Origin of the sequence: Microbacterium oxydans (assembly GCF_026559675.1) — a bacterium.
Classification (GTDB): Bacteria; Actinomycetota; Actinomycetes; order Actinomycetales; family Microbacteriaceae; genus Microbacterium; species Microbacterium oxydans_D.
Genome location: NZ_CP092891.1, coordinates 3191432 through 3215546 on the forward strand (window position 1 = coordinate 3191432; position 24115 = coordinate 3215546).

At 64.7% G+C, this 24115-nt stretch carries 19 protein-coding genes; 9 read left to right on the top strand and 10 right to left on the bottom strand.

The window, feature by feature from the left end; all coding sequences use genetic code 11:
- Positions 1-162: 162 nt before the first annotated feature.
- The 4 genes from MME74_RS15445 to MME74_RS15460 all read left to right on the top strand — a co-directional run bounded on the left by MME74_RS15445 (position 163) and on the right by MME74_RS15460 (position 6701).
- The gene (locus tag MME74_RS15445; protein ID WP_267415946.1) at positions 163-555 is read left to right on the top strand and encodes a hypothetical protein; all 393 of its coding nucleotides are present in this window, start codon (positions 163-165) and stop codon (positions 553-555) included.
- A gap of 683 nt (positions 556-1238) precedes the next feature.
- The gene (locus MME74_RS15450; protein ID WP_267415947.1) at positions 1239-1829 is read left to right on the top strand and encodes a GntR family transcriptional regulator; all 591 of its coding nucleotides are present in this window, start codon (positions 1239-1241) and stop codon (positions 1827-1829) included.
- 988 nt (positions 1830-2817) lie between these two features.
- On the top strand, positions 2818-5238 hold the full coding sequence (locus tag MME74_RS15455; RefSeq protein ID WP_267415948.1) for an Ig-like domain-containing protein: 2421 nt from the start codon (positions 2818-2820) through the stop codon (positions 5236-5238).
- A 5-nt stretch (positions 5239-5243) separates the two neighbouring features.
- The gene (locus tag MME74_RS15460) at positions 5244-6701 is read left to right on the top strand and encodes a peptide MFS transporter (protein WP_416383351.1); all 1458 of its coding nucleotides are present in this window, start codon (positions 5244-5246) and stop codon (positions 6699-6701) included.
- A gap of 133 nt (positions 6702-6834) precedes the next feature.
- On the opposite strand, the gene MME74_RS15465 is transcribed toward MME74_RS15460, so the two are convergent.
- Entirely contained in the window at positions 6835-7437 is a 603-nt protein-coding gene (locus tag MME74_RS15465; RefSeq protein WP_267418595.1) for a short chain dehydrogenase, read from the bottom strand.
- A gap of 899 nt (positions 7438-8336) precedes the next feature.
- Complete coding sequence (locus MME74_RS15470) at positions 8337-8516, bottom strand: GntR family transcriptional regulator (RefSeq protein ID WP_324170120.1); 180 nt, start codon at positions 8514-8516, stop codon at positions 8337-8339.
- A gap of 265 nt (positions 8517-8781) precedes the next feature.
- Here MME74_RS15470 and MME74_RS15475 point away from each other — a divergent pair, with 265 nt between their 5' ends.
- Positions 8782-9756 carry a hypothetical protein gene (locus tag MME74_RS15475; protein WP_267415950.1) on the top strand — a complete coding sequence of 325 codons (975 nt, stop codon included), beginning with the start codon at positions 8782-8784 and terminating at the stop codon, positions 9754-9756.
- A 387-nt stretch (positions 9757-10143) separates the two neighbouring features.
- Here MME74_RS15475 and MME74_RS15480 read toward each other — a convergent pair whose 3' ends face one another.
- Positions 10144-10281: a hypothetical protein gene (locus MME74_RS15480; RefSeq protein ID WP_267415952.1), complete on the bottom strand. Its 138-nt coding sequence runs from the start codon at positions 10279-10281 to the stop codon at positions 10144-10146.
- Positions 10282-11237: 956 nt separating this feature from the next.
- On the opposite strand from MME74_RS15480, the gene MME74_RS15485 reads away from it, so the two are divergent.
- A complete protein-coding gene (locus MME74_RS15485; RefSeq protein WP_267415953.1) occupies positions 11238-11447 on the top strand; it encodes an antitoxin in 210 nt (69 codons plus the stop codon).
- A gap of 65 nt (positions 11448-11512) precedes the next feature.
- On the opposite strand, the gene MME74_RS15490 is transcribed toward MME74_RS15485, so the two are convergent.
- From MME74_RS15490 to MME74_RS15500, 3 genes are all read right to left on the bottom strand, one after another.
- A complete protein-coding gene (locus MME74_RS15490; RefSeq protein ID WP_267415954.1) occupies positions 11513-13414 on the bottom strand; it encodes a glycoside hydrolase in 1902 nt (633 codons plus the stop codon).
- Positions 13415-14021: 607 nt separating this feature from the next.
- Positions 14022-14633 carry a response regulator transcription factor gene (locus MME74_RS15495; RefSeq protein WP_324170121.1) on the bottom strand — a complete coding sequence of 204 codons (612 nt, stop codon included), beginning with the start codon at positions 14631-14633 and terminating at the stop codon, positions 14022-14024.
- Positions 14634-14641: 8 nt separating this feature from the next.
- A complete protein-coding gene (locus tag MME74_RS15500; RefSeq protein ID WP_267415956.1) occupies positions 14642-15808 on the bottom strand; it encodes a sensor histidine kinase in 1167 nt (388 codons plus the stop codon).
- 137 nt (positions 15809-15945) lie between these two features.
- Between MME74_RS15500 and MME74_RS15505 the strand changes: the two genes are divergently transcribed.
- The gene (locus MME74_RS15505; RefSeq protein ID WP_267415957.1) at positions 15946-16506 is read left to right on the top strand and encodes a GlcG/HbpS family heme-binding protein; all 561 of its coding nucleotides are present in this window, start codon (positions 15946-15948) and stop codon (positions 16504-16506) included.
- 279 nt (positions 16507-16785) lie between these two features.
- On the opposite strand, the gene MME74_RS15510 is transcribed toward MME74_RS15505, so the two are convergent.
- A complete protein-coding gene (locus tag MME74_RS15510; RefSeq protein ID WP_267415958.1) occupies positions 16786-18423 on the bottom strand; it encodes a glycosyltransferase in 1638 nt (545 codons plus the stop codon).
- A 335-nt stretch (positions 18424-18758) separates the two neighbouring features.
- On the opposite strand from MME74_RS15510, the gene MME74_RS15515 reads away from it, so the two are divergent.
- Both MME74_RS15515 and MME74_RS15520 read left to right on the top strand, forming a co-directional pair.
- On the top strand, positions 18759-19562 hold the full coding sequence (locus MME74_RS15515) for a carbonic anhydrase (protein WP_267415959.1): 804 nt from the start codon (positions 18759-18761) through the stop codon (positions 19560-19562).
- Between the two features lie 84 nt (positions 19563-19646).
- Positions 19647-21026 (top strand): sugar porter family MFS transporter, encoded by a 1380-nt coding sequence (locus MME74_RS15520; RefSeq protein WP_267415961.1) that lies wholly within the window; start codon positions 19647-19649, stop codon positions 21024-21026.
- A gap of 2 nt (positions 21027-21028) precedes the next feature.
- Here the strand turns inward: MME74_RS15520 and MME74_RS15525 are convergent, their stop codons facing one another.
- Genes MME74_RS15525 through MME74_RS15535 form a run of 3 tightly spaced genes read right to left on the bottom strand, consistent with a single transcriptional unit; the run spans position 21029 to position 24031 of the window.
- The gene (locus tag MME74_RS15525) at positions 21029-21904 is read right to left on the bottom strand and encodes an alpha/beta fold hydrolase (protein ID WP_267415963.1); all 876 of its coding nucleotides are present in this window, start codon (positions 21902-21904) and stop codon (positions 21029-21031) included.
- The gene (locus MME74_RS15530) at positions 21894-23108 is read right to left on the bottom strand and encodes a glycosyltransferase (RefSeq protein WP_267415964.1); all 1215 of its coding nucleotides are present in this window, start codon (positions 23106-23108) and stop codon (positions 21894-21896) included. Before MME74_RS15530 ends, MME74_RS15525 begins: the two co-directional genes overlap by 11 nt.
- 11 nt (positions 23109-23119) lie before the next feature.
- Entirely contained in the window at positions 23120-24031 is a 912-nt protein-coding gene (locus tag MME74_RS15535; RefSeq protein WP_267415965.1) for a hypothetical protein, read from the bottom strand.
- Between the last annotated feature and the right edge of the window lie 84 nt (positions 24032-24115).

Here is a 24115-nt window from a genome sequence, read left to right on the forward strand (position 1 = left end):
CTACCCATCCGAGGTTCGCGAACTAACGCTGCGGTTGCTGGCCGTCGCGTGTGCCGTCCCTTACATGGGGCATACCTCTGCTGCGTAGCGTGGGGGGCGCAGCTGACGCAGAGCAGAGAGGAGTCGCAGATGTTGACGAAACTACGGTCAAAGGCGGGGTCCATGGTGGGTTCCGCGATCCTTGCGGGGGCCTTGCTCGCCGGCCCCGGTGCAGCCGTCGTCGTCGCTGGCCTGATGGGAGTCACTGTCACCGTCGTCTGGGTCGACGGCGGCACCGTCTATCACGTGTGCGAGGAGGTCTCGGACATCCAGACCGGAAACGAGAAACGCACCGGCACCACCGCTCAGGCCGTCGAAGCCGGCGAGAGCCGCCTCACCCTCAAGTTCGCATCCGAACTGCGCGCCTGTGGCCTCGCCACTCCCGAGAACACTGACGAGATCGAGGTGGCGCTGCGCTCGATCCAAGGCGGCGCCGTCGACACACCCCTCCCCGCACCCGTTTGGGCCGACCCGGAAGATGCCCCCATCTCCGTTGCGGAAGTCCCCGCCACATAGTCACCCTGCAGTGTCGCGCCGCTCCGATCGCACCCTACAGTGGCTCGCTGCTGCCACCTGGGTTCACCGATCCCCGAGTTGGGCGGAACACGGCTCGACGTTTGTGACCGCGCCGCTACGACGGGTACAGGAGGTGGACCATTGCCCGCGACCTGGGTTCACCCCTCTCCGCGGAGTCCGGAATTACGCTCGGGCAATCTGCCACTCGGGCATGCAGCGTGCAGGGTGATGCTCGACCGGCGCCCAGGTGCACGTGCAGAGGGCGACGGTTCTGTCGCTGCCGAGTAGGCGCCGTAGGCGCGAAGCGAGCCAGCTCCGCCGACGCCATCGCAAGCGACTCATGCCGAGTACGCAACAGTGGGATAGCGGCCCAGGACGTGCTGCACCGCAGACAGGGCGACTCTAGTCAGCTGGCATAAACTCATCTAACCATCATAGATGCTATGTCTGTGTGTCCTCTGCGGACCGGCGATCACACGCTCTGTGTCGATGCCTTCTCCAACCTCCGCATTGCACCGCGTCTCGACGAGTTGTCGGCTGGCGCCCGAGCGAGTACAGGCTCCCAACTGAGACGTGTATGGGGCCGCGCTACACTGGCGGCTGCTGTTCAGAAATATCAAGGGAGATGTATGCCTGTTCCGGGTTCTGACGTGAGTGGGGCTGTCGAGCGTGTGTCATTGCGGATGACGGCTGCGGAGCGGATTCGTACGGCGATTCTTGAGGGCACGCTGGTGCCAGGAGAGCAATTGAACGACCAGGACCTGCAGGCCTGGTTGGGGATCTCTCGGACCCCGATCCGGGAGGCCCTGAATGACTTGGCGCGCGTAGGCCTGGTGGAGATGTCGCCGCAGCGCTATACCCGCGTCGCGACCCCCAAGCCCGAGGATCGCACTCTGATTCTGCAAACATTGGGTGCGCTCGTGGGCGGTGTCGTCCGAGTCACGACCGGCACTCTCAGCGAAAGCCAGCGCGCGGAGATCCTCGCCGCATTGGACACCGTGACCGCCACGGTCGAGCAGCGGGACACAGCCGGGCACGGGCACGCAGCATGGGCCATGGTGGATCTATTCATCGCCGCATGCTCGAATTCCTATCTGATCAACGCGACGCGCGACACAATCGAGGCGCTCAACTATCAGCTGGTTGCGACCCGAACGCCTACCTCGACCGCGTGGGACACACTCGACAGCGGATACCCGCGGCTTCGTGACGCTGTCACTGCCGGCGACGCGACCGCCGCGGAACTCGCCATCGAAACGATCTTCCGCCTCTGACCTCCATCAGGAAAGCCGCAGCTGTCGGTTGCTTCAGGCTTGTTCGGCGAGGTGGGCCCAGCGACGGCCGGCCCAGATCCCGCACGGGAAGCTGCGAGCTCATCCAACGAATGCGAACGAGTTCGCAGCTGCCATCACATCGCGCGCGGCGTCGACGGGGTGCTGGTCACGGATGAACCGGGCCGGTGCCTCGAACCCCCAGCGCGGGATTCGACCCCATCATCCAACTCTGGATCGTGGCGGCGTCTACATGATCGGTAGTTGAATCGCTGATAGCGCCCGTTGATCCATTGGCCGGGCTGCAGCGCGCCCACTCGGGAAGGCCCAGATTGCGAGGAGGGCGGGGGCTACTCCGAGGAGCAGGAGTGGCGTGGTCCAGTCGGTGGCAAGCATGGCGCCGACGAGCACTTGTGGGATAAATGCTCCGAGGGATGTGGCGGCGTAGTTGAATCCCAGGGCTGCGCCTGCGGATCGCGGACCGGCGAACGGCGCGATGTGGGTGAAGTGCGCGCCCTGCCATGCGCAGCCGGCGATCCCGGCGACGACGAAGGCTCCCACAGCGAGCGGTAGCGGAAGACGTTCGCCCCCGAAAAGCAGGCTGGCGAGGCAGACGGCTTGTAGGGCGCTGAGGGCTCGCACGATTGCGGGGCGGGTGAGAGCGGGCACGAGATCCGTGCCGACCCCCAACAGCACACGGAAGGCTCCGCCTGCGAGTTGCATCACGGCGACAACGGCGATGCCCCCCCTGCGACAGGCAGGTCGTAGATCTCGCTGAGCATCACGGGTCTATGGTCGCCGTAGTCAACCAAGTTTTGATGATTAGATGGTCTTATTGCTAGCTTTAGTTCTCATGAGCAAGTCTCGAGCACTGTCGCTCCGCGCTGTCGCTGTTGCGAGCTCGGTTGTTGGGCTGTTCTGCCTCATGGGAGTTCCCGCTGCGGCTGGAGCAACAGTGATAGCGTCATCCCCTCAGCTGTCTGCGCAATGGGTGCCGATCGGGCCGAACGGTCAGGCGGGCGCCATCGCCATCGCCCCTGGCGCCAAAGAGCACGCCGCCCTCATCCCGTCCTTTGGAGTGGAGCTTTGGGTCACTGATGATTCGGGTGTGACGTGGCGCCAGCTCCCTGATGTTCCGGGAGTGCGCAATGCCGGGGACACGAATCGGGTTGTCATTGATCCGGCGGACGGCTCCCATTGGTGGTACGCGGGGACAGCCATCGCCAGTGCTGAATCAGTGCTCCTCGAGACCGTTGACGGGGGGCAGACCTGGTCCGAGGCCGCGCGCTTCCCCGGGGAGCTGCTTACGTTCCTTGTCACCGGCCCCGAATCCGCTCTTGTCGTTGCGACGTCCACAGGGGCGACCACGACAACGGTCCATACCCGCAACGGGTCGGATGCCTGGAGCTCTCAGTCGCTAGATACGGGTGCCCGGGTCTTGAAGGTCATCTCCCACGGCGACGCACTCATTCTTCGCGGAGCTTTCGCTGCGTGGCGGCTCGATAGTCCCGGTAGCGGTTCTGATGCGGTCGAGATCTACCGGGTGAGTGACGCTTCGCGGCGTGCGGTGGAAGAGCAACAGACCAATGCACGCACCAGCGACGAGGATGTGAATCAGATCTGGGATATGGCCAGCACCGAATCGGTCGTCCTCGTGAAGGAATTGGGCGGCAAGATTGTGGGGTCGACGGACGCGGGCACCACGTGGACCGACTGGGGTGTACCGCATGATGTGTCTGCGATCTCCAGCAATGGCGATGCCCTGTACTTGGTCCGCAGCGGCCCACCCCCTCGATGGGTGGATATCACCACCGACGCGGGGGCGAGCTTCACGCCGTTGCGGATTCCCGATGACGGTGCGATCGAGCACCAGTTCACCACCTGGGCGGATGGGTCCCTTACCTCCGCGAATCCGAGATCCGGCCTCTATCGCACGACCGACAACGGGCACCGGTGGGACCGCACAGGCGTTCAAGGAACGAGCGGTCTCGATCTTCTCGCCCATGGGAACCGACTCTTCGCCGGGACCGAGTATGGACTCGCGAGCACGACCATCCCGGCGGTTTCCCCGGAGTGGGGGACAACGGGCGGCGAGGCGCGGGTGGGGACGACCACAGCCGAGCTCGCAGATGCAGGCGACGATCAGTTGGTGTGGAAAGCGGTCAACGCGACATTCAACGAACTCGATGTGCACTCGTCCGCCGACGATGGGAAGACCTGGAACAAGCGAACCAACGTGTACGGCGTGGCCCGGGAACTGCTGGTGCATCCCGCAGACCCGGACACGGTGATCCTCACCTGGCAGCTCGCATCAAGGTGCGGCGTGCACGTTACGCACGATGGTGGGAACACGTGGACCACGTCATTGAGCGAGTGCTTCGACGCCGTGATCGGCGATCCGAACGACCCGGACCGTGTCTGGTTTGGCGGCCCCGCCGGACTATTCCGCTCTGACGACGGCGGCGCGACGGGTGAACAAGTATCCGACATCCCCACGTCCACGATCCTGCTCGACAAACACCAAATCATCATCGGGGGCGACAAACTTCACACAAGCGACGATGATGGCGCGACGTTCACCCAGAGCACTCGACCTGCACCCACCTCCTCGAGCGCGAACACGAACTTCACCTCCCTCGTTCGATCCGGCCCTCGTCTCTTCGTCGGGTTCACAACCGGAGCAAACACCGCCAATACGGGCGTGCTTGTCAGTTCGGACGGCGGTAGCACGTGGGCCGGATTCTCGACCGGACTCCAAAACTCGGAAGTCCTCTCTCTCGCGATCAGTCCCGACGGCAACACGCTCTTTGCGGGAACCCGCAATGGAGGGGTCCACTCAACACCCCTCCCCCCGCGCATAGCCCCCTCAGCAACCGCTGACACCGCGCACACGGTGTTCGGCGAAATGGTATCGATCAACGTGCTCGACAATGACAGCGGGGGCGACTTGCGGATCGATCCCGAGACCGTCGCACTCCAATCTCCCGAAGACGGAACGTGGAACATGTCACTGAAGCTGCCACGTGTCGGCGCATTTACTGTTGACCCCACGGACGGCACCGTGGCATTCGTGCCCGACGCGTCATTCAGCGGCACGACCCGACCAGTGACCTACCGCTTCACGAACACGGACGGTGAAACGGCGCACGCGGAACTGAAAGTCGTCGTCGCCGCTCCGACCGCCCCCGACGACGGATCGGGATCTGGATCCGGATCCGGATCCAACTCTGGGAACGGAGTAAACCCGCCCGGCGGCTCTAAGCCGGGAGTGGGATATCTGGCGAACACCGGCACCGATCCGATGCCCATCATCGCAGCCGCTGTGGCCCTCCTTGCCGCCGGCACCACTCTGGCCGTCCGCGCACGCCGTCGTCGTCGCGCTCCACACCATCACGCAGGGATTGATCTATGAACACGATGACAGCGGGAACCGCTGAGCCGACCGACACCCGCTTCTTCGGTCAGCCATGGTCGCTGGTGCATATTTTTGGCGTGGAGATGTGGGAGCGGTTCAGCTTCTACGGCATGCAGGGCATCCTGCTTATTTACCTTTACTACTCGGCCGCGCAGGGAGGTCTCGGCATCCCCGAAGCGGTCGCCGGCGGGATCGTCGGCGCGTACGGCGGTTCGGTGTACCTGTCGACGATCCTCGGCGCCTGGCTCGCCGATCGTCTGTTCGGCTCGGAGCGGGTGCTGTTCGCCAGCGCGATCATCATCGTGGCAGGACACGTCGCCCTCGCCCTGCTGCCCGGGCTGCTCGGGGTGGGCGTCGGACTCGTGCTCGTGGCGCTCGGATCCGGCGGCCTCAAGGCGAACGCGACCTCGGTCGTGGGCACGCTCTACGCCCCCGACGACACCAGGCGCGACGCCGGCTTCTCGCTGTTCTATCTCGGGATCAATCTCGGAGCCTTCCTCGGGCCAATCCTCGCCGGTGTACTGCAGTCGACTCTCGGATTCCACTACGGCTTCGGACTCGCAGCGATCGGCATGACGCTGGGGCTTGTGCAGTACTCGTTCGGTCGACGCGCCCTGCCCGCCTCCGCCCGAGAGGTGCCGAATCCACTCCCGAAGTCCCGCTATCCGCTCGTCAGCACCATCGCAGCGGGGACTGTGGTCGTCATCGCCGTGCTGGCGCTGACCGGCGTGATCCGCGCAGACAACCTTGCGGTCATCGTCATCGGCCTCACCGTGATCGCATCGATCGCCTACTTCGCCGTGATCCTCGGCAGTCATCGGGTCGACGGCACCGAGCGGTCGCGCGTCTGGGCGTTCCTGCCGCTGTTCGTGACGAGCGTCGCATTCTGGTCGCTGTACCAGCAGCAGTTCACGGTGCTCACGGTCTACTCGGATCAGCGTCTCGACCGCAACCTGTTCGGCTGGGAGATGCCGGTGTCATGGGTGCAGTCGATCAACCCGGTCTTCGTCATCATCCTGTCCGGCGTCTTCGCGGTGATCTGGACCCGCCTGGGGAGGCGCCAACCATCGACTCCGGCGAAGTTCGGGCTCAGCGCGATCATCATGGGCGGTGCGTTCCTGCTGTTCCTGCCCTTCGCGGGCGGCGGTGCGAACTCGACGCCACTGCTGGCGATCGTCGGCATCCTGTTCGTGTTCACGGTGGCCGAGCTGCTGCTCTCGCCGGTCGGACTCTCGGTAGCGACCAAACTCGCCCCCGCCGCGTTCCGCACCCAGATGGTGGCACTGTTCTTCCTCTCGATTGCCCTCGGCACCGCGATCTCCGGCTGGCTGGTGCAGTTCTACGACCCGAAGAACGAGGTGCCGTACTTCTCGATCCTCGGCGCGATCGCGATCGCCGTCGGCATCGGACTGCTGCTCTCGATCAAGCCCGTACTCAGGCTTATGAAGGGCGTGCCCTAGCGAGCCAATCAATCGCAGGTGGGCGATGGTGGCGCAGTCGGTATGTGCGCATTCTGGAGTGGAGATCACCCCGGCGAATCTCTCTGCGTCGAGAACGCCCGCACGGCGGCCGCAGGTGATGAGGACGCAGCGTTCAGGCTGGGATGAGCACGCTGCCATTGTCGATGTTCTCAACCGCGCGGACATAACTGTGGGCGACCGCTACCGCCGACACGGGGGCAAACCCTGGGAACAAGTCGAGCGCTGAACCTTCGGCGAGGACTGTGGGGCTTACAGCATTGAGCCGCAGGCCGCGCGGAAGTTCGGCAGCTGCGCCACGCACAAACGCCTCCAACGCGCCGTTCGCGGCTGCCGAAGCAGTTCCAGCACGCACGGGTTCGCGGGCAAGAACTCCAGATGTGACAGTCAGCGAGCCCCCGTCGGAGACGAAGGGGATCGCACCCAGGATCACCCTGATCTGCTCCATGGCTTTCCCGGCGAGTGCACTAGCAATACCCTCACTTCCCAGTTGAGAGAGAGGCCGGAATGGCGCGCTTCCGAAGGCTGTAATCACAGCATCGACGCGGCCGAGCTCAGCAAAGTAGCCAACAACACCTTCGTCAGTTTCGACATCGATCGCCGGTGTCGTTGAGCGGCTGACGGCAAGCACCTCGTGACCGCGGGCACGCAAGGCCGAGCACACGGCGGTTCCGATCAGGCCGGTACCTCCGACGACCACTATCCGCCGCTGGACCATATGGCTCACTTTGCGCTCCTTATCAACGACGGGGTCAACCATCAGGATACCGGCGTATAGCGGATCTCTGCCTGCTCAAGCGGCGACGAAGTGGAGGCTGCCGGCAGTGCTAGCCGTGCAGACCTCCGCGGTACTGCCACTGTTCGGGTGACGTCAATGGCGTCGACGACCGCGACGAGCTGCCTCATCTCGGAGATCTCCAGCACCGGCACGGGCGTCAGTGGCGCGGTGGCCACTGGCGGCGCACACCCCCAAGTACGAGGACGCTCACGAGGATCGCTCCCCCGCGCAGGTGGTTCATGCGACCGGGCCCTGCTGTTCAGCGGGTACTGATTCGCCGGCGATTTCGTCGGCGCCGCCGGATGGGGCTCAGCCTGCAACGGTCGTCCCTCGAGTGGATGAAACCGCCCGAGGGATGCGCAGACAAGCGAAACGGGCCGCTTGCGATGACCCGCCTCCCCCATGAGCTGCCCTCGCGAAAGCATTGCGCCTGCTCGTGCGCTGTCCCTCGAATTTGGCGGAAGGCAATGCCTCCGAGAGGCTAATGATTGCGGCGCTCCATACGTCCGCGTTCGCGCCGCATCTCCCTCTTGTCTACGCGCCATAGGAAGACCGCCGCAACACTCAGAACAGCGAGGGCCGCGAGCTGAAGTGGCCAGCTGCCCCCAGGATCAACCTCGCTGGCGGCTGCGAGAAGAAGTGTCAACGATGCCCCCCTTCCAGGGGCTGGGCGGTCCCGGCAGATTTTGGTTCAGTGTAGCTATACAGATTCACGGCGCTCCCCAAATCGCCGCACCGTGGTCACAACCGCCCCGGACCACTCCCCCGACAAGAGCACCGAGCGTCTGCAACACGGCCGTACGATCCTCGGGTTTGGCGACCGTGACCCGCGTGTAACGCTACGGCGCGGTCTCCACCAACCCGATCCGAGTGAGGCCACTGAGCGCTTCACGCACCGGCGTACGCGACATCCCCAACCAGCGCTGCAACTCTTCATCACTGAGCCGCTCCCCCGGCACGAGCGTCCCATCAAAGATCGTCGCCCGAATCCGGTCTACCGCAACCTCTCGCAACGACACCCTCGCCGGCCTGTCGCCTCCCGCACCACCCGCTGACCGGTAGGCACAGGTTGCGGCGGCGCCCGCGAGCGTTCAGTTGATTAACAGAGCTACACATGTAATAGTATGAGCGTAGAAAATATTAGATGAGTAGCGCGGATGGGTGCTCCATGCCGCGCAATGGGGATTCGGTCTATCCGACCCCGAACACCACTGCCGGCGTGACTGCAGGGCTCGCTCTGCGTGCTGTGCAGTGACCACCCCACCAATCAAAGGAACAATCACTGTGAACAAGTTCACGAAGATCGTCGCGGGCATCGGGCTCGCGACCGCGACACTGGGCGCCTTCGCCATGCCCGCCAACGCCGCCACCGAACCCACTACCCACGCAGCGGCATCCACCGCCGCGGCCCAGGGCGACCGCGTCACAGGCATCGTCAACTTCCTCTACGAGCCGTTCCCCGGGGATGCACCGCGATTCAGCATGGCAAGACACCCGAACCCGACTCATCCGACATACACCGACCTTGTTCAGGTCGCTGATTCGACCTCAAGTCTCCCGCATGCCGCATGGGAGCTTCCTGCCGCTGGCACACACGGTCCGATCAAGCTCGCAGGAACAAACGACTGCATCACTGATAGGCCAGGAGAAAACGGCGCCAAGTGGGCGGCATGCGATGGCTCCGCCGCACAAGAGTTCACGGTCGTCTTGCGATCTGACGGCTATTACGAGGCCCAGAGGACCGACAACTCTAAGAGCGTTCTGAACAACGGCGGCGCCGTGAACAACAATGCCGCTATCGTCAGGTTCTACGCGCCAGGTGCAGCATTCATGATCTCGAACTACTCGTCCCTGACCCCGGTCCCCGGACACACCGTCGTCCCCGTTGACATCACGGGTCCGGTCGATGGTGAGGTGTCGGATACCCGTAACCCGACGATCACGGGTACGGGTGACGAGGGCGCGGAGGTCATCCTCACCGATGACGCCGGTACCGAGCTGTGCCGTGCGACGGTCTCGAGCGGTGCATGGTCCTGCACGGTGGGCGTGAACCTGCCGGACGGTCCGATCAAGATCACCGCGACGCAGACCGCGACCGACGGCACCACGACGACCGACAACGTCTCGATCATCATCGCTGACCCGCTGAACAGCCCGGTCATCGACCCCACCCTCGCCGGTGGTGCAGGCATCGCCCTGTTCGCCATCGCCGGCACCGTCATCGCCATCCGCAACCGCAAGAACAAGGCCACGATCTAACCACCCGCAGCCTTACAACGATGAAGGTCCCCCGCTCAGCGTGAGCGGGGGACCTTCTTCGTTGCCTGCGGAAGACAACTGGATGTCGAGGGGACGGCGTCGCTCGCCGAGCTCCACAGGGGACCGCTCAGCGACTGCCAACAAAGACCTGTCGCCGCTCCCCAAGGAATCAATCAAAATCAAAGGAGGCGGCGACAGTTACTACTACGGTACCCCGAACGCCTATGAGGATTCAGGATGCAAAGCCAATACTGTGAACCCCGAGAATGCCACCACAGGCGGAAGCCGCCCACGCTCCTTTGAACCGGGCGTGAGAGGCCACGAAGACCCCCGTTCGCGGGGAATGGGGGCTAGCAAAGGGCACCCCTGCGTCGAAGGCGGACGCTATCATTCCGGCCGCTCGAGCACACCCTGCAAGCCATTGACGGCCTGCTCGACGCCGTCGTACGCGTCAGCCTCCAGAACATCGACGACCCCACTCGCGCACAGCTCGCCACGAAGACGGCCGCCGCGCGTGCCCACCACACCGTGCAGTATGTCGACATCGCGTTGACCTAGACTGCCTCCGACAGCTCCGTCTCCGCTGACACGGTTTCCTTCACCGTCCCCGTCAGCGGTACCGTCACTGCAGTTGGAGCAGCTTCTGTTTTCACCATCGCGGCCACCATCCTCGCCGTCCTCAAACGCAAGAAGTCAGCCATCACTCTCGGCACCTCCTGGTCGTCGAGCGCGCATCAGCGCGGCTCTTCACAAGGTGCTCAGATCAGTGGACCGGCACTCCCACAGGCGTAGTTCCACACGACTGTCACAGAGTTCTTCGCGCAACAGTAGGAGCAGCTGCTGACCTTCGACGCGATGCGACCGCTCGTCATCCGCGGAGGCCCACCCCCTCTCCCAGGAGTAGCGCTCATGGAAAGTTGCACTCCACCGATACAACCGTGTGCGTAGAGCGCTGGAGACGTTCCCCTCGCTCAGGGGCGTCCGCCCTTGACAGCCCTCCGCGCGCCACACCGGCCACATCGAACCGAACTCGTTCTGGAGATAGATCGGCATGGCTGCTCCTTTCGACACTCAGGCGCCTGTTCTCGCCCGATACACCTTCAGAGTTCCACCCAGCCATTAACGCCACCGTAAGGCTTCGTCACGACAGACGACACTGCACGCGCACCGCGGCGAAGATACTGGGGCCGGCGCAGCCGGGCGACGATACCGGTCGTCTCGTCGTGGTCATGGAGCTCGAAGACGCGAACCTCCCTCCCGCCGCGACGCAGTGGCTGCACGCGACCTCTGACCAGGTGCAGGCCTTGGTATTCAGTGGCGCTTGAGGCGCGACTCACGGAACTCGAAAGGATCCTGAACCAGCGTGCAGTTCTACGCCCAGCCCGGGTTGCCGAGGCTAGTTGCCCCCGGCCCACGCCGAGCACCATGATGGTGCTGACCGCGCCGACACACGGGGCGGCACCACCTGTTGGAGGGCAAGCATGGGTATCGAAGATCTCACCGCAAAGGCGCAGGAGTTCCTGTCGGACGACCGTGTGAAAGACGCGCTGAAGAGCGAACAGGCCGAGAACATCAGCGACAACGTCCTCGACGGGGTTGCGGGAGTGGTGAACAAGGTCACCGGTGGCAAGTTCGAAGCCCAGGTCGACGGCGCCCGCGACGCCGCAGACAAGGCCGTCGGAAACGAGTGACCAGCTCCTCACCGGTACGGTGATCGGTGGGTGCGAGTGCGCACCGGGGTATGTGGGTGTCGAGTTCAGTCGTTCATGCAGAGTTGCGTTGTGGGCTGGTTCGGAATCTCCGCCACGATACATCTGGCCTGGGCGAGTGGTGAGTCAGCGGCGTCGAAGTTCGCGGTCAGCGTGAGCGCACCATCTCCGAACGTTGTGCGTTGGATACCGTCTGCTGGTCGCTCGAAGGATGTCAGCGACAGTGTTCCTGCAGCGTCTTGCACGGTTGTGAAGAATCTTTGGAATCGCGCGAGGTCGTCGCCGTGGTCGGTGAGGACTTGGGCATCGAGCGCGAGGATGAGGGGAGTGTTGTAGAGCATGCTCGTCAACACACGGTCACCGACGAGCCCCGGGAACTTGTACAGTCCGAGCTCCCACCGGTCGGTTGTGACGACCGAGTCGTGGAGGACGGTGCTGTACATCGGGATGCGGTACCGCGGATCGAACATGGCCGTCGCAAGGTCGTCGGGCAGAGTGACGGGTTTGAAGAAGTTGTCTGGCCTGTTCACTGGCGTGTAACCGCCCCATTGCTCCTTATCCCGCTCAAATGCCCACAAGCCGTTGGCGATCGGAGTGCTGGACCCATGGGAGAAGTCGACACCAGAGCTTGCCCACGATCCAGCTGACTCAGATCCGACCACGAGCGGAAGGCCGTTGCTGTAGCCGCCGGACATGAGCCGCTCCAGCCGTTCGAGTCGCAATGCACGATCCTCCGCTTCAGTCATCGGGTGCCCGGGACTGAAGTCCTTGAACAGTTCGCCGACGGCGTCGACATCGAGGAAGTAGGAGCTTGAGCCGTTCTGGATCAGCGCATTCACACGGTCACTGATGACTCCGCTCTGCGCGTCGGCGGCGGCGAGAGCTGCGGCACTCAGGTAGCAGCCGCGCCCGCCGAACCCGGTGACAGGGTTCCCGTCGGCATCGGTGACACATCCGTCCGGCCATAGCCCAGGCCAGATCGCGAGTGGAGTATCGGCAGTTTCCGGGTCCTGAACGTTCGCCCACGTGTCGTAGGGGCCGACCAGGAAGCCAGCGTCCTTCGCGGCTTGCACGGCAGCCGCACTGACCGGGTCCGTGTCATAGCCTAGCCATGCGTTCGTGATACCAAGATCGGTGAGCTGGTCGACGATTTCTGGTTTCTGCCCAGTCCCCCAGGTGTAGGCGTGGAATGCGCCGAGGAGTTTCGCTACCTCTGGATTCGAGGCGATCTTCTCATCAAGGGTCACGATGTCGCCCGAGGTTTCAAGGTCGCGGCGGTAGTCCTGCGCAGCAGCGACCGGATTGCCGTCCGTCGGGGACATCGCAACGCGGTAACGCTGCGTGCCGCGGCTGGCACTGAAGTTGTGCTCAGCGGTCGCCCGAATACCGTGAAGCGTGTCGTCGAAGGACAGTGATGAACCGATGTCGTCGCGCATGATGTAGCTGACACCAGCACCGTTGAACGTGGCGCCCCACACCGGCAGGGTCAGCCCGCCGGCGAAGTCCCACGATGTACCCATCAGGCCCGCCGCGTCAGACGACCAGAAGGAATCTCGAACGGGGATGCTCTGCCCTTCTCCATTCGCGAACTCGATCGAAGCCAGACCCGCCCCAGTCGGCGACACAGGCCAGGACACCCCCCGATCGGTCACTGACGTGATATCGACCTCAAGGCGACCATCGATTGCTTCCGCCGTCACGGTGATGCCGCTGTCGTAGCTCCACCGCACCTGCCCGCCCACGGTCGTCGGTACGGATGGGGTGCCGAGATCGGTCAGCGAGGGAGCAGACCACCGAGTAGATTCGGCTCCCGCCCCGCTGTAATCGACCTGGAGGTCATCGAGGGCGATCGATACCGTGCCCGAACCAACATCCACCACGACCTGCTCCACAACCGACGCGTGCGTCGGCACCGTCACCGCGGCAGTCGTTGAGACGAGGGCGAACACCGCAACACCCGACACAGTCATCGCTCGGAACAGGGGGCGGGCGAGCACGCGCTTTCGCCACGTTTGCAGCCGATTGAGGCGAGACGTCAAGAGATGTCCAATCCATCGCAGAATCGCGATCACAACCAGCCCTCGAGGCGAGGGGTTCCTGCTAACCAACCGATGACGCACGGGAGCGCGCAGGCTCCGCAAATTGTCCTTAGCGGGGGAGTTCTTTTCGTGAGCTGCCCCCAATACCCTCATGTCTACGCGCAGGGAGGTAAAGCCAGTCGAAAGAGCACGGGAAGCTCACAGGCTCCGATCAACGCCGTGGTTGCCAGTAGTCCTCCATACGCGCATGTCTCGGGGAGTAACCGGCCGTCTGTACCGGTCTGCAACACAGGTCAGGTCAGGTCGGCAACCGCGCGACCGCCTGAAGGAATGCTCGCAGCAGGAGGGCAAGGGCGTGGCCTGACTGGAAGTCCAACACGCTCCTACCGACCGCTGCGCTGTGGGACCATGAGGTCGAGGAATGGGTCGAGACGCTCGAGCTCACACCGGGCGAAACCCACGAGATCAAGTTCGGCGCCCACGGAGATCGACCGTCGACTCGATCTCGTCCTGCAGATCATATGCGGACGATTCCGGTTCGGACGGCCTGGGCTATTGCGGCTCCCCGATTATCGACACGGAGCTTGGTGTAGATGTGGTGCAGATGGGTCTTCACTGTGCCTTCGCTGACGAAGAGCGCGCGTCCGAGGTCACGATTCGAGTAGCCTCGGGCAAGTAGCTCAAGGACCTCTATCTCGCGAGACGTGAGTGCTTCGTCGGGCTTCTGAGTGCGCCCGAGGAGCCGAGTTGCAACGGTTGGCGACAAGGCCGAGATCCCGGCGGCTGCCGAGCGGATCGCCGAGAACAGGTCTGGCGGTCGCGAATCTTTGAGGAAGTACCCGATTGCGCCGGCTTCCACTGCGCGGACTATGTCTGAGTCCGTGTCATAGGTCGTGAAGACGAGCACGCGCGTCTCCGGCCGCGCGGTCATGAGCTGCGCTGTGAGGTCGAGTCCTGAGATATCCGATCCCAGGTTCAGGTCCATCAAGACAACGCTTGGGGAGAACTCCGCGGCGAGGGCAAGGACGACCTCAGGGTCGCCGGTCTCCGCCACGACAGCGAGATCGTCCTGGGTGTCGATCAGTCCAGCCATGCCGTACCGAAGCACTGGATGGTCATCGACGAGCATGACTCGGATCATCCCGCAATATCCGTATCGTGCGTCGGTACCGTGATGGAGACGATGGTTCCCATTCCCGGCGCGGATGCCACTTCGAGTTCGCCTCCCGCGGTGATCGCTCGCCAGCGCATCGCTCTCAGCCCGTAGCCGGCTTCGGGGTCAGGGGTGGCGAGAACGTCAAAGCCTGCACCGTCATCTCCGACGTCGACGCCGACCTGCGAGGCCGCGTAGGTGAGTGTGACGATGATGCGCTCAGCGCGGGCGTGACGTGATGCGTTGGCGACTGCCTCTTGGGCCACTCTGAGAAGCGCGTGGGCTTGGCTCTCGGTCACGGGCCGCTCCGTCCCGATCATGTGCAACTGCGCGCCCGCTTCTGCGGCGACGTCGGCCAGGGCTGCGCCCAGTGACCTGCCTGCGAGATCTGCAGTCGACAGCCCGTTCACCAGTCGCCGGGTCTCGACCAGATTGGCGCGCAGAACGTCCTGCGCTCTCGCGGCACCCGGAGATACCGTCCCCATGCGCTGCTCATCTGTTTCGAGAAGCAGCAGCGCGCTGGCTGTCCCCTGCACGACGGTGTCATGCAGTTCCGCGGCGACGCGTCGCCGTTCCGTCTCGATACCCGCTTCCCTCTCTGTGAGCGAGAGCCGTTGCTGCGTGTCCTCCAGTTCAGCAATCAATGCTCCACGCACTTCATGCAGCCGTTCAAGGGCAGCGTATGCGAGCGTGAGAATGCCTCCGGCGCAGAGTGGTCCGAAGAGCATTCCCGCGTCGCTCCACTCAGACCAGCGGAACAGGCTCACTCCGACAGCGATCACGATAAGTGCCGTCACGCCAAAGGCCCACCCCGTCGGATAGGCCCGGTGCGCGGCGAAGAAGAGCGGCACGGCGCACCAGGCGAAGCTTGGTGCGCCGACGACGAGCAGCATCCAGATGCCGATCGCAAGACCGGCACCGATGCGTCGACGGACCGGGGTGGGATGTCCGACTCGGCCGATGAGATATGCAATCCATGAGACGGAAGCGCCAGCGAGCACGAGTGCACCCATGTCGTCGAGACCATGGTTACCCAGATACCGGGACCCGCACACCACAAGCAGGACCGCGAACGAGATATCCACGGCGAGGTCTATGGACTTCATCTCCGCAGGACGGACGACGGAGAGGGACGCGATCTGGGTGTTCATACCTCCATCAAGTATCCCCAGTCACCTGAGAAGCGCATCAACCGTTCGATAGATCATGCTCGGGCTGAACGGTCGATGCGCGCGAATCGACCCCAGCACAGGATGGAGAAGACCCCATCACCCGAAAGGACTCACTCATGAACATCCGTCCCCGCCGCTCCTTGTTTGCCATGGCCGGCGCCACAATAGGCCTTCTTGCCCTCGTCGGCTGTACTGCGGCCACCGACTCGGCTTCCGACGAAGAACCGACCGAGGTGGCGTCCGTCGTGAGCGTGACGGAGGAGAGCGTAGTGACCCCGGCGCGCCTGAGCGCGGAGACCGCGATGGTCGCAGCCCAGGCCGCGCTCGCCCAGTGTCAGGCCGACGGCCTCGGATTCGTCAGCGTCTCGGTGGTTGATCGGTCCGGTCAGCTGCAGGCGTTCGTGCGGGGCGACAACGCGGCCGCCCACACCATCGAAGCCTCGAAGGAGAAGGCATATACGGCTGCGGCCTTCGGCGCGAACACCAGCGACCTCGCAGCCCGTGCGGATGCGTTGCGCGACCTCCCCGGCACACTGTTCCTGGCTGGCGGAGTGACCGTCAAGTCAGGCGACGCCTCGATCGCCGGCATCGGCGTAGGTGGCGCTCCCTCCGGAGATGCCGACCAGGCCTGTGCGGCCGCCGGTCTCGCCGCGATCAGCGAGGACTCTGCCAGCTAGCTCCGGTGCGCCTGGCCGCCACGTGCAGCCGGGCGCACCGACCGCTCACTCGAGATGCAGGAGCTCCGACGCCCCGGCCCTGTGCAGCCCTCGTTGACCGGGTTCAGCGCCGTCATCGCACGAAGCCCTTCGGCGTCTGCGTGGAGGCTGCTTCGGCTCGTGTCGCAGGATCTTTCTGGGGGCAGCGGCGGTTGGCCAATATCGACAACCGCATGACGCCGAAGGCACACAATGCACCGAGAGCCTGAGCCAGTGGGTTCGTGCAGGTGAGCACAGCGATCACGCAGCCTGTAGCGACACCACGCGCTCGACCCGCGGCACAGCGCCCACCGCAGACCGCATGTTCCCGACGGCGCCTGCGGCACGGTCCTTGCCACTGAAGGCCGTGAGGTACCACGCCGCTGCAGCACAGCCCGCGAAGACGAGCGCCGGGGCGATGGAGTGCGTGAGCAGGAGAGCCGCTATCAGGGCGACGCACGCGACGCCCACTTCGATCGCGACGGTCGCTCGCCATCCTTTCGTGCTGCGGCGCTTCGGCGTGACCGCGAAGACAGCCCGCTTGCCGAAGGCAACCCTGGCGGTCGAACGGATCGTGACCCAGGTGATCGAGGCGAAGAGCGCAAGCCCACGGCCGAGGAACACAGCGGCGCCGATCGGGTGACGTGCGCCGATGCGACGGAAGACCTCGCCGAGGAGCGGCGCTACACCGCAGATCGCGAGAGTCGCTCCCATCCATGTCGGCATGATCGCGCCCCCATCCGGTCCGAGTGGAAGCAAACCGCCGAGGAACATGATGATCGCGAACGCGGCACCAGCAGGAGCGATCACCGTGTCGAGCAGCAGATCGATCTTCTTGGCAGCGCTCAGACGGGACCGGATGATCGTCGATGTGTACCGTCCGACGAACTCGGTGGCGCCCTCGACGAACTTGCCGTACTGCTTCTTGAAGGCGTGATAGTCGACCGGGTAGTCCTCGCTGCTGACGAGCTCGGGCGCATAGACGATGTCGAACCCGGCTCGCTGCACTTCGAGGCTGAAGGCGAGGTCTTCCATGACCATCTCGGGGAAACCGCCGACGGCGTCCACACACTCCGCGGTGATGAGCGCACCGCGTCCCATGAAGAACGAGAAGCCGTAGGCCGAGCGAACGAGCTGCGTCACCTTCACGTGCGTCTCGAACATCGGCCCGAACTCGTCGGCGAAGCGCGACTGACCACGGTGAGGGCGATGACGCCCCTGTACGACACCGACCCCACGCGTGGCGGACTCATGGAAGAGGCGGGCGAGTGCACGCTCGACGAAGTCAGGTTGGAGCACCTCATCACTGTCGAGGATGACGAACGCGTCATAAGCGGGCCGGGTGGCGAAGAAGTGGTTGAGGTTTCCGGCCTTGTAGCCGGTCCTCTCCGCGCGCCGCATGACGTGGGCACCGGAAAGGCGGGCGAACGCGTCGATTTCGCGACGGATCGTCGCGTCAGAGGAATCGTCGAGGATGACCGTGCTCACACCAGGGTGAGTCTGACGCATCGACGCGGCGAGGGCGTCCGCGTCGAAGTCGTTCGCCGTGCAGTACAGCAAAGCGACATGGGTCTCTGAAGCGAGCTGGCTCGCCCCAGCCGTGCGCATCTCGAGTTGACGGGCCACATCGACTTTGCGTTCCCGGTGGGCGGCGAACGGGTAGGCGGCGAGGATCGCGATGGACCGCAACCCTCCGAGCCACACTGTGCCGATGAGCGTCCCAATCAGCACAGAGAAGACCACACCCGCCCAGCCGGAGAATCCGGTCGCCGCCCCGATGCCGACGGCCGCGACCGTGATGAGGCCGGCCCACAGTACGAGTGTGAAGACACCCACGACGATGTCCCGTCGTGAGGGAGGAGCAGACGGAGAGGGGGTTGATGCGGTTGGAAGGCTCATGATTCAATCCTGACCTTCTAACCATCTGAGCACATCAGACCACGGTACGAGATCTGCCATCGGCCACGGGACCCCGACCCCTGCGTACCCCGGCCGGCACGCGAAAACGCCGAGCGAGCCAAGCGCCCTGACATCCGGCGCCGACACGCGCAGTCCGATGGCCCGGTCGCCCACCTCCCCAGGCGAGCGACCGGACTGACGATACGAGATCGTCTGATTCGAGAGGCGAATCTTACTCATCTTATCATCTAATATGTTCAGATGACTAAAGCGTGGTCTGATCGAGTCCAGTCAGGACTCCACGGCACCCCGCCATTCCCTCGTCTGGAGCATCCATGAACACCCGATCCTGGGCCCCCGCTGCGGCACTGGTCGCAACTGCGGCATTCGCGCTCGCCGCCTGCAGCACCCCGGCCCCACCCGAACCGAAACCCACGACGCGAACCGGTGACGACTGGTCGTACAAGGGGTCCGAAGGCCCCGATCATTGGGGGGAGAAGGCTCCGGCATGCACAGATACCGACTCCTCGATGGAATCTCCTATCGACATCGTCACCGCCGACATGAAGGTCGACATTACCTCCCCCGCTCTGACCTTCGCGTATCACGCGGGCGACTATGAGTTGGAGAACAACGGACACACGATCGAAGCCGTCCCGGACGAGGACGACAACAACATCGTGACGTTCGGCGGCACGGAGTACGTGCTGCAGCAGTTCCACTTCCACGCGCACAGCGAGCACCTGATCGACGGTGCTGCCGCCGACGCCGAGCTCCACCTCGTCCACAAGAGCGCCGCGGGCGATGTCCTCGTCCTGGGGGTGCTTCTCGAGGAGGGCGCTGCGAACTCCTCGCTCGATGATCTGTTCGCTCAGATCCCCGAGGAGAACGGCAAAGAGGTCGAGCTGGAAACGCCGATCGACGCCTCGGATCTGGTCCCGGCCGACTCCGCGAGCGCGCGCTACGAAGGATCGCTCACTACGCCGCCGTGCACCCAGGGCGTCCAGTGGAACGTCTTCCTGGAGCCGCAGAGCATCTCGCCCGCACAGCTGTCTACCTTCACGAAGGTCTACCCCGACAACCACCGCCCCGTGCAGCCGCTGCACCACCGCGAGGTCACCGAGATCCCCGCCGATTGACCCTGTCCTTCCCCCGAGACGCAGACCGAATCCCATACGCCGCGGCGGGTGTGCACGCATCCGTCAGTCACAGAAGAGGCCCCCATGACCACTCCCCCCATCCCGCGGATCAGCCGCCTCGCTCTCCTCGTGGGCATCGCCGCCGCCACAGTCGGAATCATCTACGGATATGACTCGTCGAACATCGGCGGGGCGATGCTCTATCTGGCTGACGACTTCGGCCTCACGCTCGGCGAACAGCAACTGGTCACGACAACCGTCGTCGTCGGCGAGATCCTGGGGGCTGTCCTCGGTGGCTCCCTCGCCAACCGTGTCGGCCGGAAACCGGCCATGGTCCTCGTTGCTGCTGCCTTCGCCCTCTTCTCACTGCTTTCCGGTCTCGCGCCCACGCTGCTCGTGCTGGTGGTCGCCCGGTTCCTCCTGGGGGTCACCATCGGGGTCTCGGTCGTCGTCGTCCCCGTGTTCGTCGCCGAATCGGCACCGACCCGCTCTCGCGGAGCCTTCCTCGTCATGTATCAGGTCGCGACGGTCGTGGGCATCATCCTCGGATACCTGATCGCGATGGCTCTCGCTCCTACCGAGAGCTGGCGGTGGATGCTCGGTCTCGCGGCGGTCCCCGGAATCATCATCACGGGCGTGCTCCTCCGCCTGCCGGACACCGCTCATTGGTATCTGATGAAGGGGCGCGTCGCGGACGCCCGCCGGACGCTCGCGCGCCTGGAGGGAACCAGCATCGACATCGAGGCCGAGATCGCAGCCATCACCGCAGCGCAGTCGACGGGTCGGCGAGCGCGCTGGACCGACATGCTTCGCCGGCCCTACGTGCGCGCCACGGTCTTCGTCGTCGGACTCGGGTTCTTCGTGCAGATCACCGGCATCAACGCGATCGTCTACTACAGCCCGCGCATCTTCGAGGCGATGGGCTTCACCGATGACATCGTCAAGCTCGGCCTCTCCGCTCTCGTGCAGGTCGCCGGGCTCCTCGCCGTCTTCGTGGCACTGCTCGTGATCGACCGTCTCGGCCGACGCCCGGTGCTGCTGATCGGCATCGGAACGATGATCGCCGCGAACATCCTGCTCGTGTTCGTCTTCCTCGCAGGAGGAGGCGAGTTCAGCGGGATGCTCGTCGCACTCGGATTCGTCGGCCTGGTGCTCTTCACGGCCGGCTTCACCTTCGGCTTCGGCTCGTTGGTCTGGGTCTACGCCGGCGAGGCCATGCCCGCGCACCTGCGCTCGCTCGGCGCCAGCACGATGCTGACCTCGGACCTCGTCGCCAACGTGATCGTCGGCGCCGTCTTCCTGAGCATGCTCACCCAGCTCGGAGGCGCCGGAACGTTCGTCGTCTTCGGCCTGCTCGCTGCGGCCGCTTTCGTATTCGTCGTGTGGCTCGCGCCCGAGACCAAGGGGCGCCCTCTGGACGACATCGGGCAGTTCTGGGAGAACGGCGGGCGTTGGAAGAGCTGATCTCACATGGACAGAGGGTGCCCGACCACGTCGAGGTCCCACCCGGCGATGAGCCGGGTGAGCTCGCGTGTCTCTTCGTACGGCAGAAGATGCCCTCTGTTCGGGAAGACATGAAACGTGCCGCTCCGAAGACCGCTCCCCTCTTGTGTGCAGGCTTCGGCAGGGCTGAGCGGGTCAGCGTCGGCCCCAAGAATCAGCGTGGGCGACGCCATGGCGTCGACGAAGCCGGCCAACGTCTCCACGGATGAGGCCGCGAAGCTCTCGAGCACGACATTCCGTGACGCGAAGGACCCGGCTTCACGGAGGTGCTCCTCGCGAATCCACTTGCGAAGCGCAGGTTCTCTGGTGCTGGTCATGAGAGAACCTGCGACGCCTGCGACCAGTCTGCTCGCGAGCAGGCGATGTGCGAGGTCCTCGGGGAGAAGGCTCGCGAGGGCGTAGTACGCGCGGGCTGCGGCAGTGGCGAGCTTGCGCGGTCCGTTCATCGGCGGCTGCAGAATCGGGTTCACCAGCACGGCGGCGTCGTGCTCGGCTCCTCGTGCGATGGCCGACCCGACGATGACGGTACCGAACGAGTGGCCCAGCAGCATCCGTTGTCGGGGCATCTGCTGCGTGAGCTCAACCAGCCAGCGACCGTACCCTGCAGCGTCGTGCACGCCCTCGAGCGGGGTGGACCGACCGGCACCGGGGAGATCCGGCACGTGCACCCGATATCCGTGCGAGGCGAGCCCGACCGCGAGCGGTTCGAGACCGAAGTGCGTGCCTCGGAAGCCGTGTACCGCGAGGACACCTGGACCGTCTTCCGGCCCGTAGGCGTGGACGGCTGTCCTCGACCCGTACGCGCTGACCGTGGTGACCTCCGTTGCGTCATGCCGCATGGGGCGCCCCGACCTCGAGCCTCTGGGATCGGCGTCGTCCGTGAATCGCCTGCGCCTGTTCGTACAGCTCTTCCGCCCGGGCGGTGAGTCGACTCTGCGCGAAACTCTCAGAGGGCGGGCGCCGGGTGCCGGCCGCGAGCTCGCACCGGACGAATTCGCGGATGACTGCGGAGAACGACGCGATGGACGCGTCCGCCGCCGTGTACCGAAGGTCTTCCGGGAGGTCGAGGGCGATGTTCCTGTCTCGCAGGATCACCGGTGTACCGACGGATACCGCCTCGTAGACGGTCAGGCCCTGCGTCTCGTAGCCGATCGAGCTCTGCACGACGGCGTCAGCGTTGCGCATCGCCCAGAGCACGTCCTGGTGGGGCACGGCTCCGAAGAAGGTGACGTGCGAGTCGATGCCGAGCTCGACCGTGCGCCTCCGAGCATGGGCCAGGTCTCCCCCGGCACCGTACACATGGACATCGGCGTCGACGCCCGCCCTCGCGAAAGCCTCGAAGAAGTCGCCGATGCGCTTCTCCTGGCTGACTCTCCCCGGCCAGAGGAGAACGGGCCTGCTCCTCGGCTTTCGAGACGAAGTCCGCACGACGTCGAGCAGTGCGTCGTCGACTCCCGTCGGAAGCACATGGATCTCGTCATCGATACCGTAGGTGTGCAGGCGTGCAGCGAAATGCGTGCTCGGTGCGATCACCACGTCTGCGCGGTCGGCGAAGGCTCTCGTGTAGTCGGCGATCGTGCGAATCTTCGAGGCGTTCAGATAGTGCTGCTGCGCGGCGAAGAGCATCCGGAAGATCGCACGCGGAAACGGGAGGATCGCCGGCAGACCGACTTCGATGTTCGTGTGCATCGTATGCACGAGCGGCAGATCGTGCCGTGCCGCGAACCGATACCCGTTCCACGCACCCCAGACGTCACCCTGGATGTGCACGCAGTCGACGGGCGCCTTCCGGGCGAACGCACGGTCGATGGCCTCGTCGAATCGCGGGCCGGCGATGCTGAACGAATGCTCGCCGACCTGGGCGGCCCCGACGAGCACATCATCGGCGCGGGCATATTGGCTCGACGGGGTGCGCTTCGATTTCGGCGTGCACGCGGTGACCGTGTGTCCGCGGAGCTCGAGATGCTTCCGCTGCAGTCCGAGCGAGACCTGCAGACCGCCGAGAGTGGCGGGGTGCTGGTCGCTGAAGAACGCGATGTGCATGATGGCTGTTCCTAACTGTGGGAGACGGGGGATTCCGGGACCGAAGCCGGCGCGGGCCGGATGGTCTTCCGACGGAGCCTGCTGACGCCCGCGACGCCCACACAGGCGATCGCACCGCACGCGATCAACCCGGCGATGGCGGGAAGGGTGAGCGAGACCTCACCGAGGACCACGATCCCGACGACGGCGGCAGCGAGCGGGTCGACGATGGTGAGGGCGGCGACGACGACCGGGACGGGGAAGAACCGGTGCGAGCGCTGCAGGAGCAGGTTCGCGACGAGCCCTCCGAGCGCGACGGTGCCGAGCCCGAGCAGCGTCGCCGGCTGCGTCAGAGTGACGACCAGGCCGTCCTCGAGCACGAGCGTGACGATCGTCTTGAACACGGTGGTGATGCTGCCGAACACCATCGCCCCCATGATGAGACCGAACACGCGGGCGCCCGTCACCGATGATCTGCGGCCGAGCAGCACGGCGCTCCCCCCCAGTGCCGTGAGGCCGGCGAGGATCACTGTCGTGACGACGAGCTGCGCATGGTGATCGAGAGCTGGCGCGCCGGACGCAGGATGAGTCGCCAGGATGGCGACGAACCCGAGGATGCCGATCATGCACAGCAGCACGGACAGCACGCCGGCGCGAGTCATCGTCACCCGTCCCGCGAGGGCACCGAAAGAGGCCGAGGCGGCGAGCGCGACGACGCTCATCGACTGCACCGCGCTGACCGGAGTCAATGCGAGGGCGATGAAGTTGGTCGACACCGCCACTCCGAGAAGCAGGAGCCCGAGAAGCCAGCGGGGCGAACGTGTGAAGGTGCACCAACGCCCCTCGCTTTCGTAGACAGCGCGGGATTGCAACTCGGACCCGGATGCGAGCAGCAGTGCGCCCCCGAACGCGACGAGCAGACCGAGGAAGAAGGACAGGTTCATGACGCTCTTCCCACTGGTTCGAACGCGGCGGAGGCATCGCCGACGTCTCGACGCGGAGCCGTTGCTGGCGTGTTCATTTCGGTC

What these genes read in the sequence shown, in the direction of transcription:
- MME74_RS15485 (WP_267415953.1), top strand. Translation starts at nt 11,238, where the DNA reads ATGGGTATCGAAGATCTCACCGCAAAGGCGCAGGAGTTCCTGTCGGAC.
- MME74_RS15510 (WP_267415958.1), bottom strand. Translation starts at nt 18,423, where the DNA reads ATGAGCCTTCCAACCGCATCAACCCCCTCTCCGTCTGCTCCTCCCTCA.
- MME74_RS15535 (WP_267415965.1), bottom strand. Translation starts at nt 24,031, where the DNA reads ATGAACCTGTCCTTCTTCCTCGGTCTGCTCGTCGCGTTCGGGGGCGCA.
- MME74_RS15465 (WP_267418595.1), bottom strand. Translation starts at nt 7,437, where the DNA reads ATGGTCCAGCGGCGGATAGTGGTCGTCGGAGGTACCGGCCTGATCGGA.
- MME74_RS15520 (WP_267415961.1), top strand. Translation starts at nt 19,647, where the DNA reads ATGACCACTCCCCCCATCCCGCGGATCAGCCGCCTCGCTCTCCTCGTG.
- MME74_RS15460 (WP_416383351.1), top strand. Translation starts at nt 5,244, where the DNA reads ATGACAGCGGGAACCGCTGAGCCGACCGACACCCGCTTCTTCGGTCAG.
- MME74_RS15505 (WP_267415957.1), top strand. Translation starts at nt 15,946, where the DNA reads ATGAACATCCGTCCCCGCCGCTCCTTGTTTGCCATGGCCGGCGCCACA.
- MME74_RS15530 (WP_267415964.1), bottom strand. Translation starts at nt 23,108, where the DNA reads ATGCACATCGCGTTCTTCAGCGACCAGCACCCCGCCACTCTCGGCGGT.
- MME74_RS15445 (WP_267415946.1), top strand. Translation starts at nt 163, where the DNA reads ATGGTGGGTTCCGCGATCCTTGCGGGGGCCTTGCTCGCCGGCCCCGGT.
- MME74_RS15500 (WP_267415956.1), bottom strand. Translation starts at nt 15,808, where the DNA reads ATGAACACCCAGATCGCGTCCCTCTCCGTCGTCCGTCCTGCGGAGATG.
- MME74_RS15495 (WP_324170121.1), bottom strand. Translation starts at nt 14,633, where the DNA reads ATGCTCGTCGATGACCATCCAGTGCTTCGGTACGGCATGGCTGGACTG.
- MME74_RS15525 (WP_267415963.1), bottom strand. Translation starts at nt 21,904, where the DNA reads ATGCGGCATGACGCAACGGAGGTCACCACGGTCAGCGCGTACGGGTCG.
- MME74_RS15515 (WP_267415959.1), top strand. Translation starts at nt 18,759, where the DNA reads ATGAACACCCGATCCTGGGCCCCCGCTGCGGCACTGGTCGCAACTGCG.
- MME74_RS15450 (WP_267415947.1), top strand. Translation starts at nt 1,239, where the DNA reads ATGACGGCTGCGGAGCGGATTCGTACGGCGATTCTTGAGGGCACGCTG.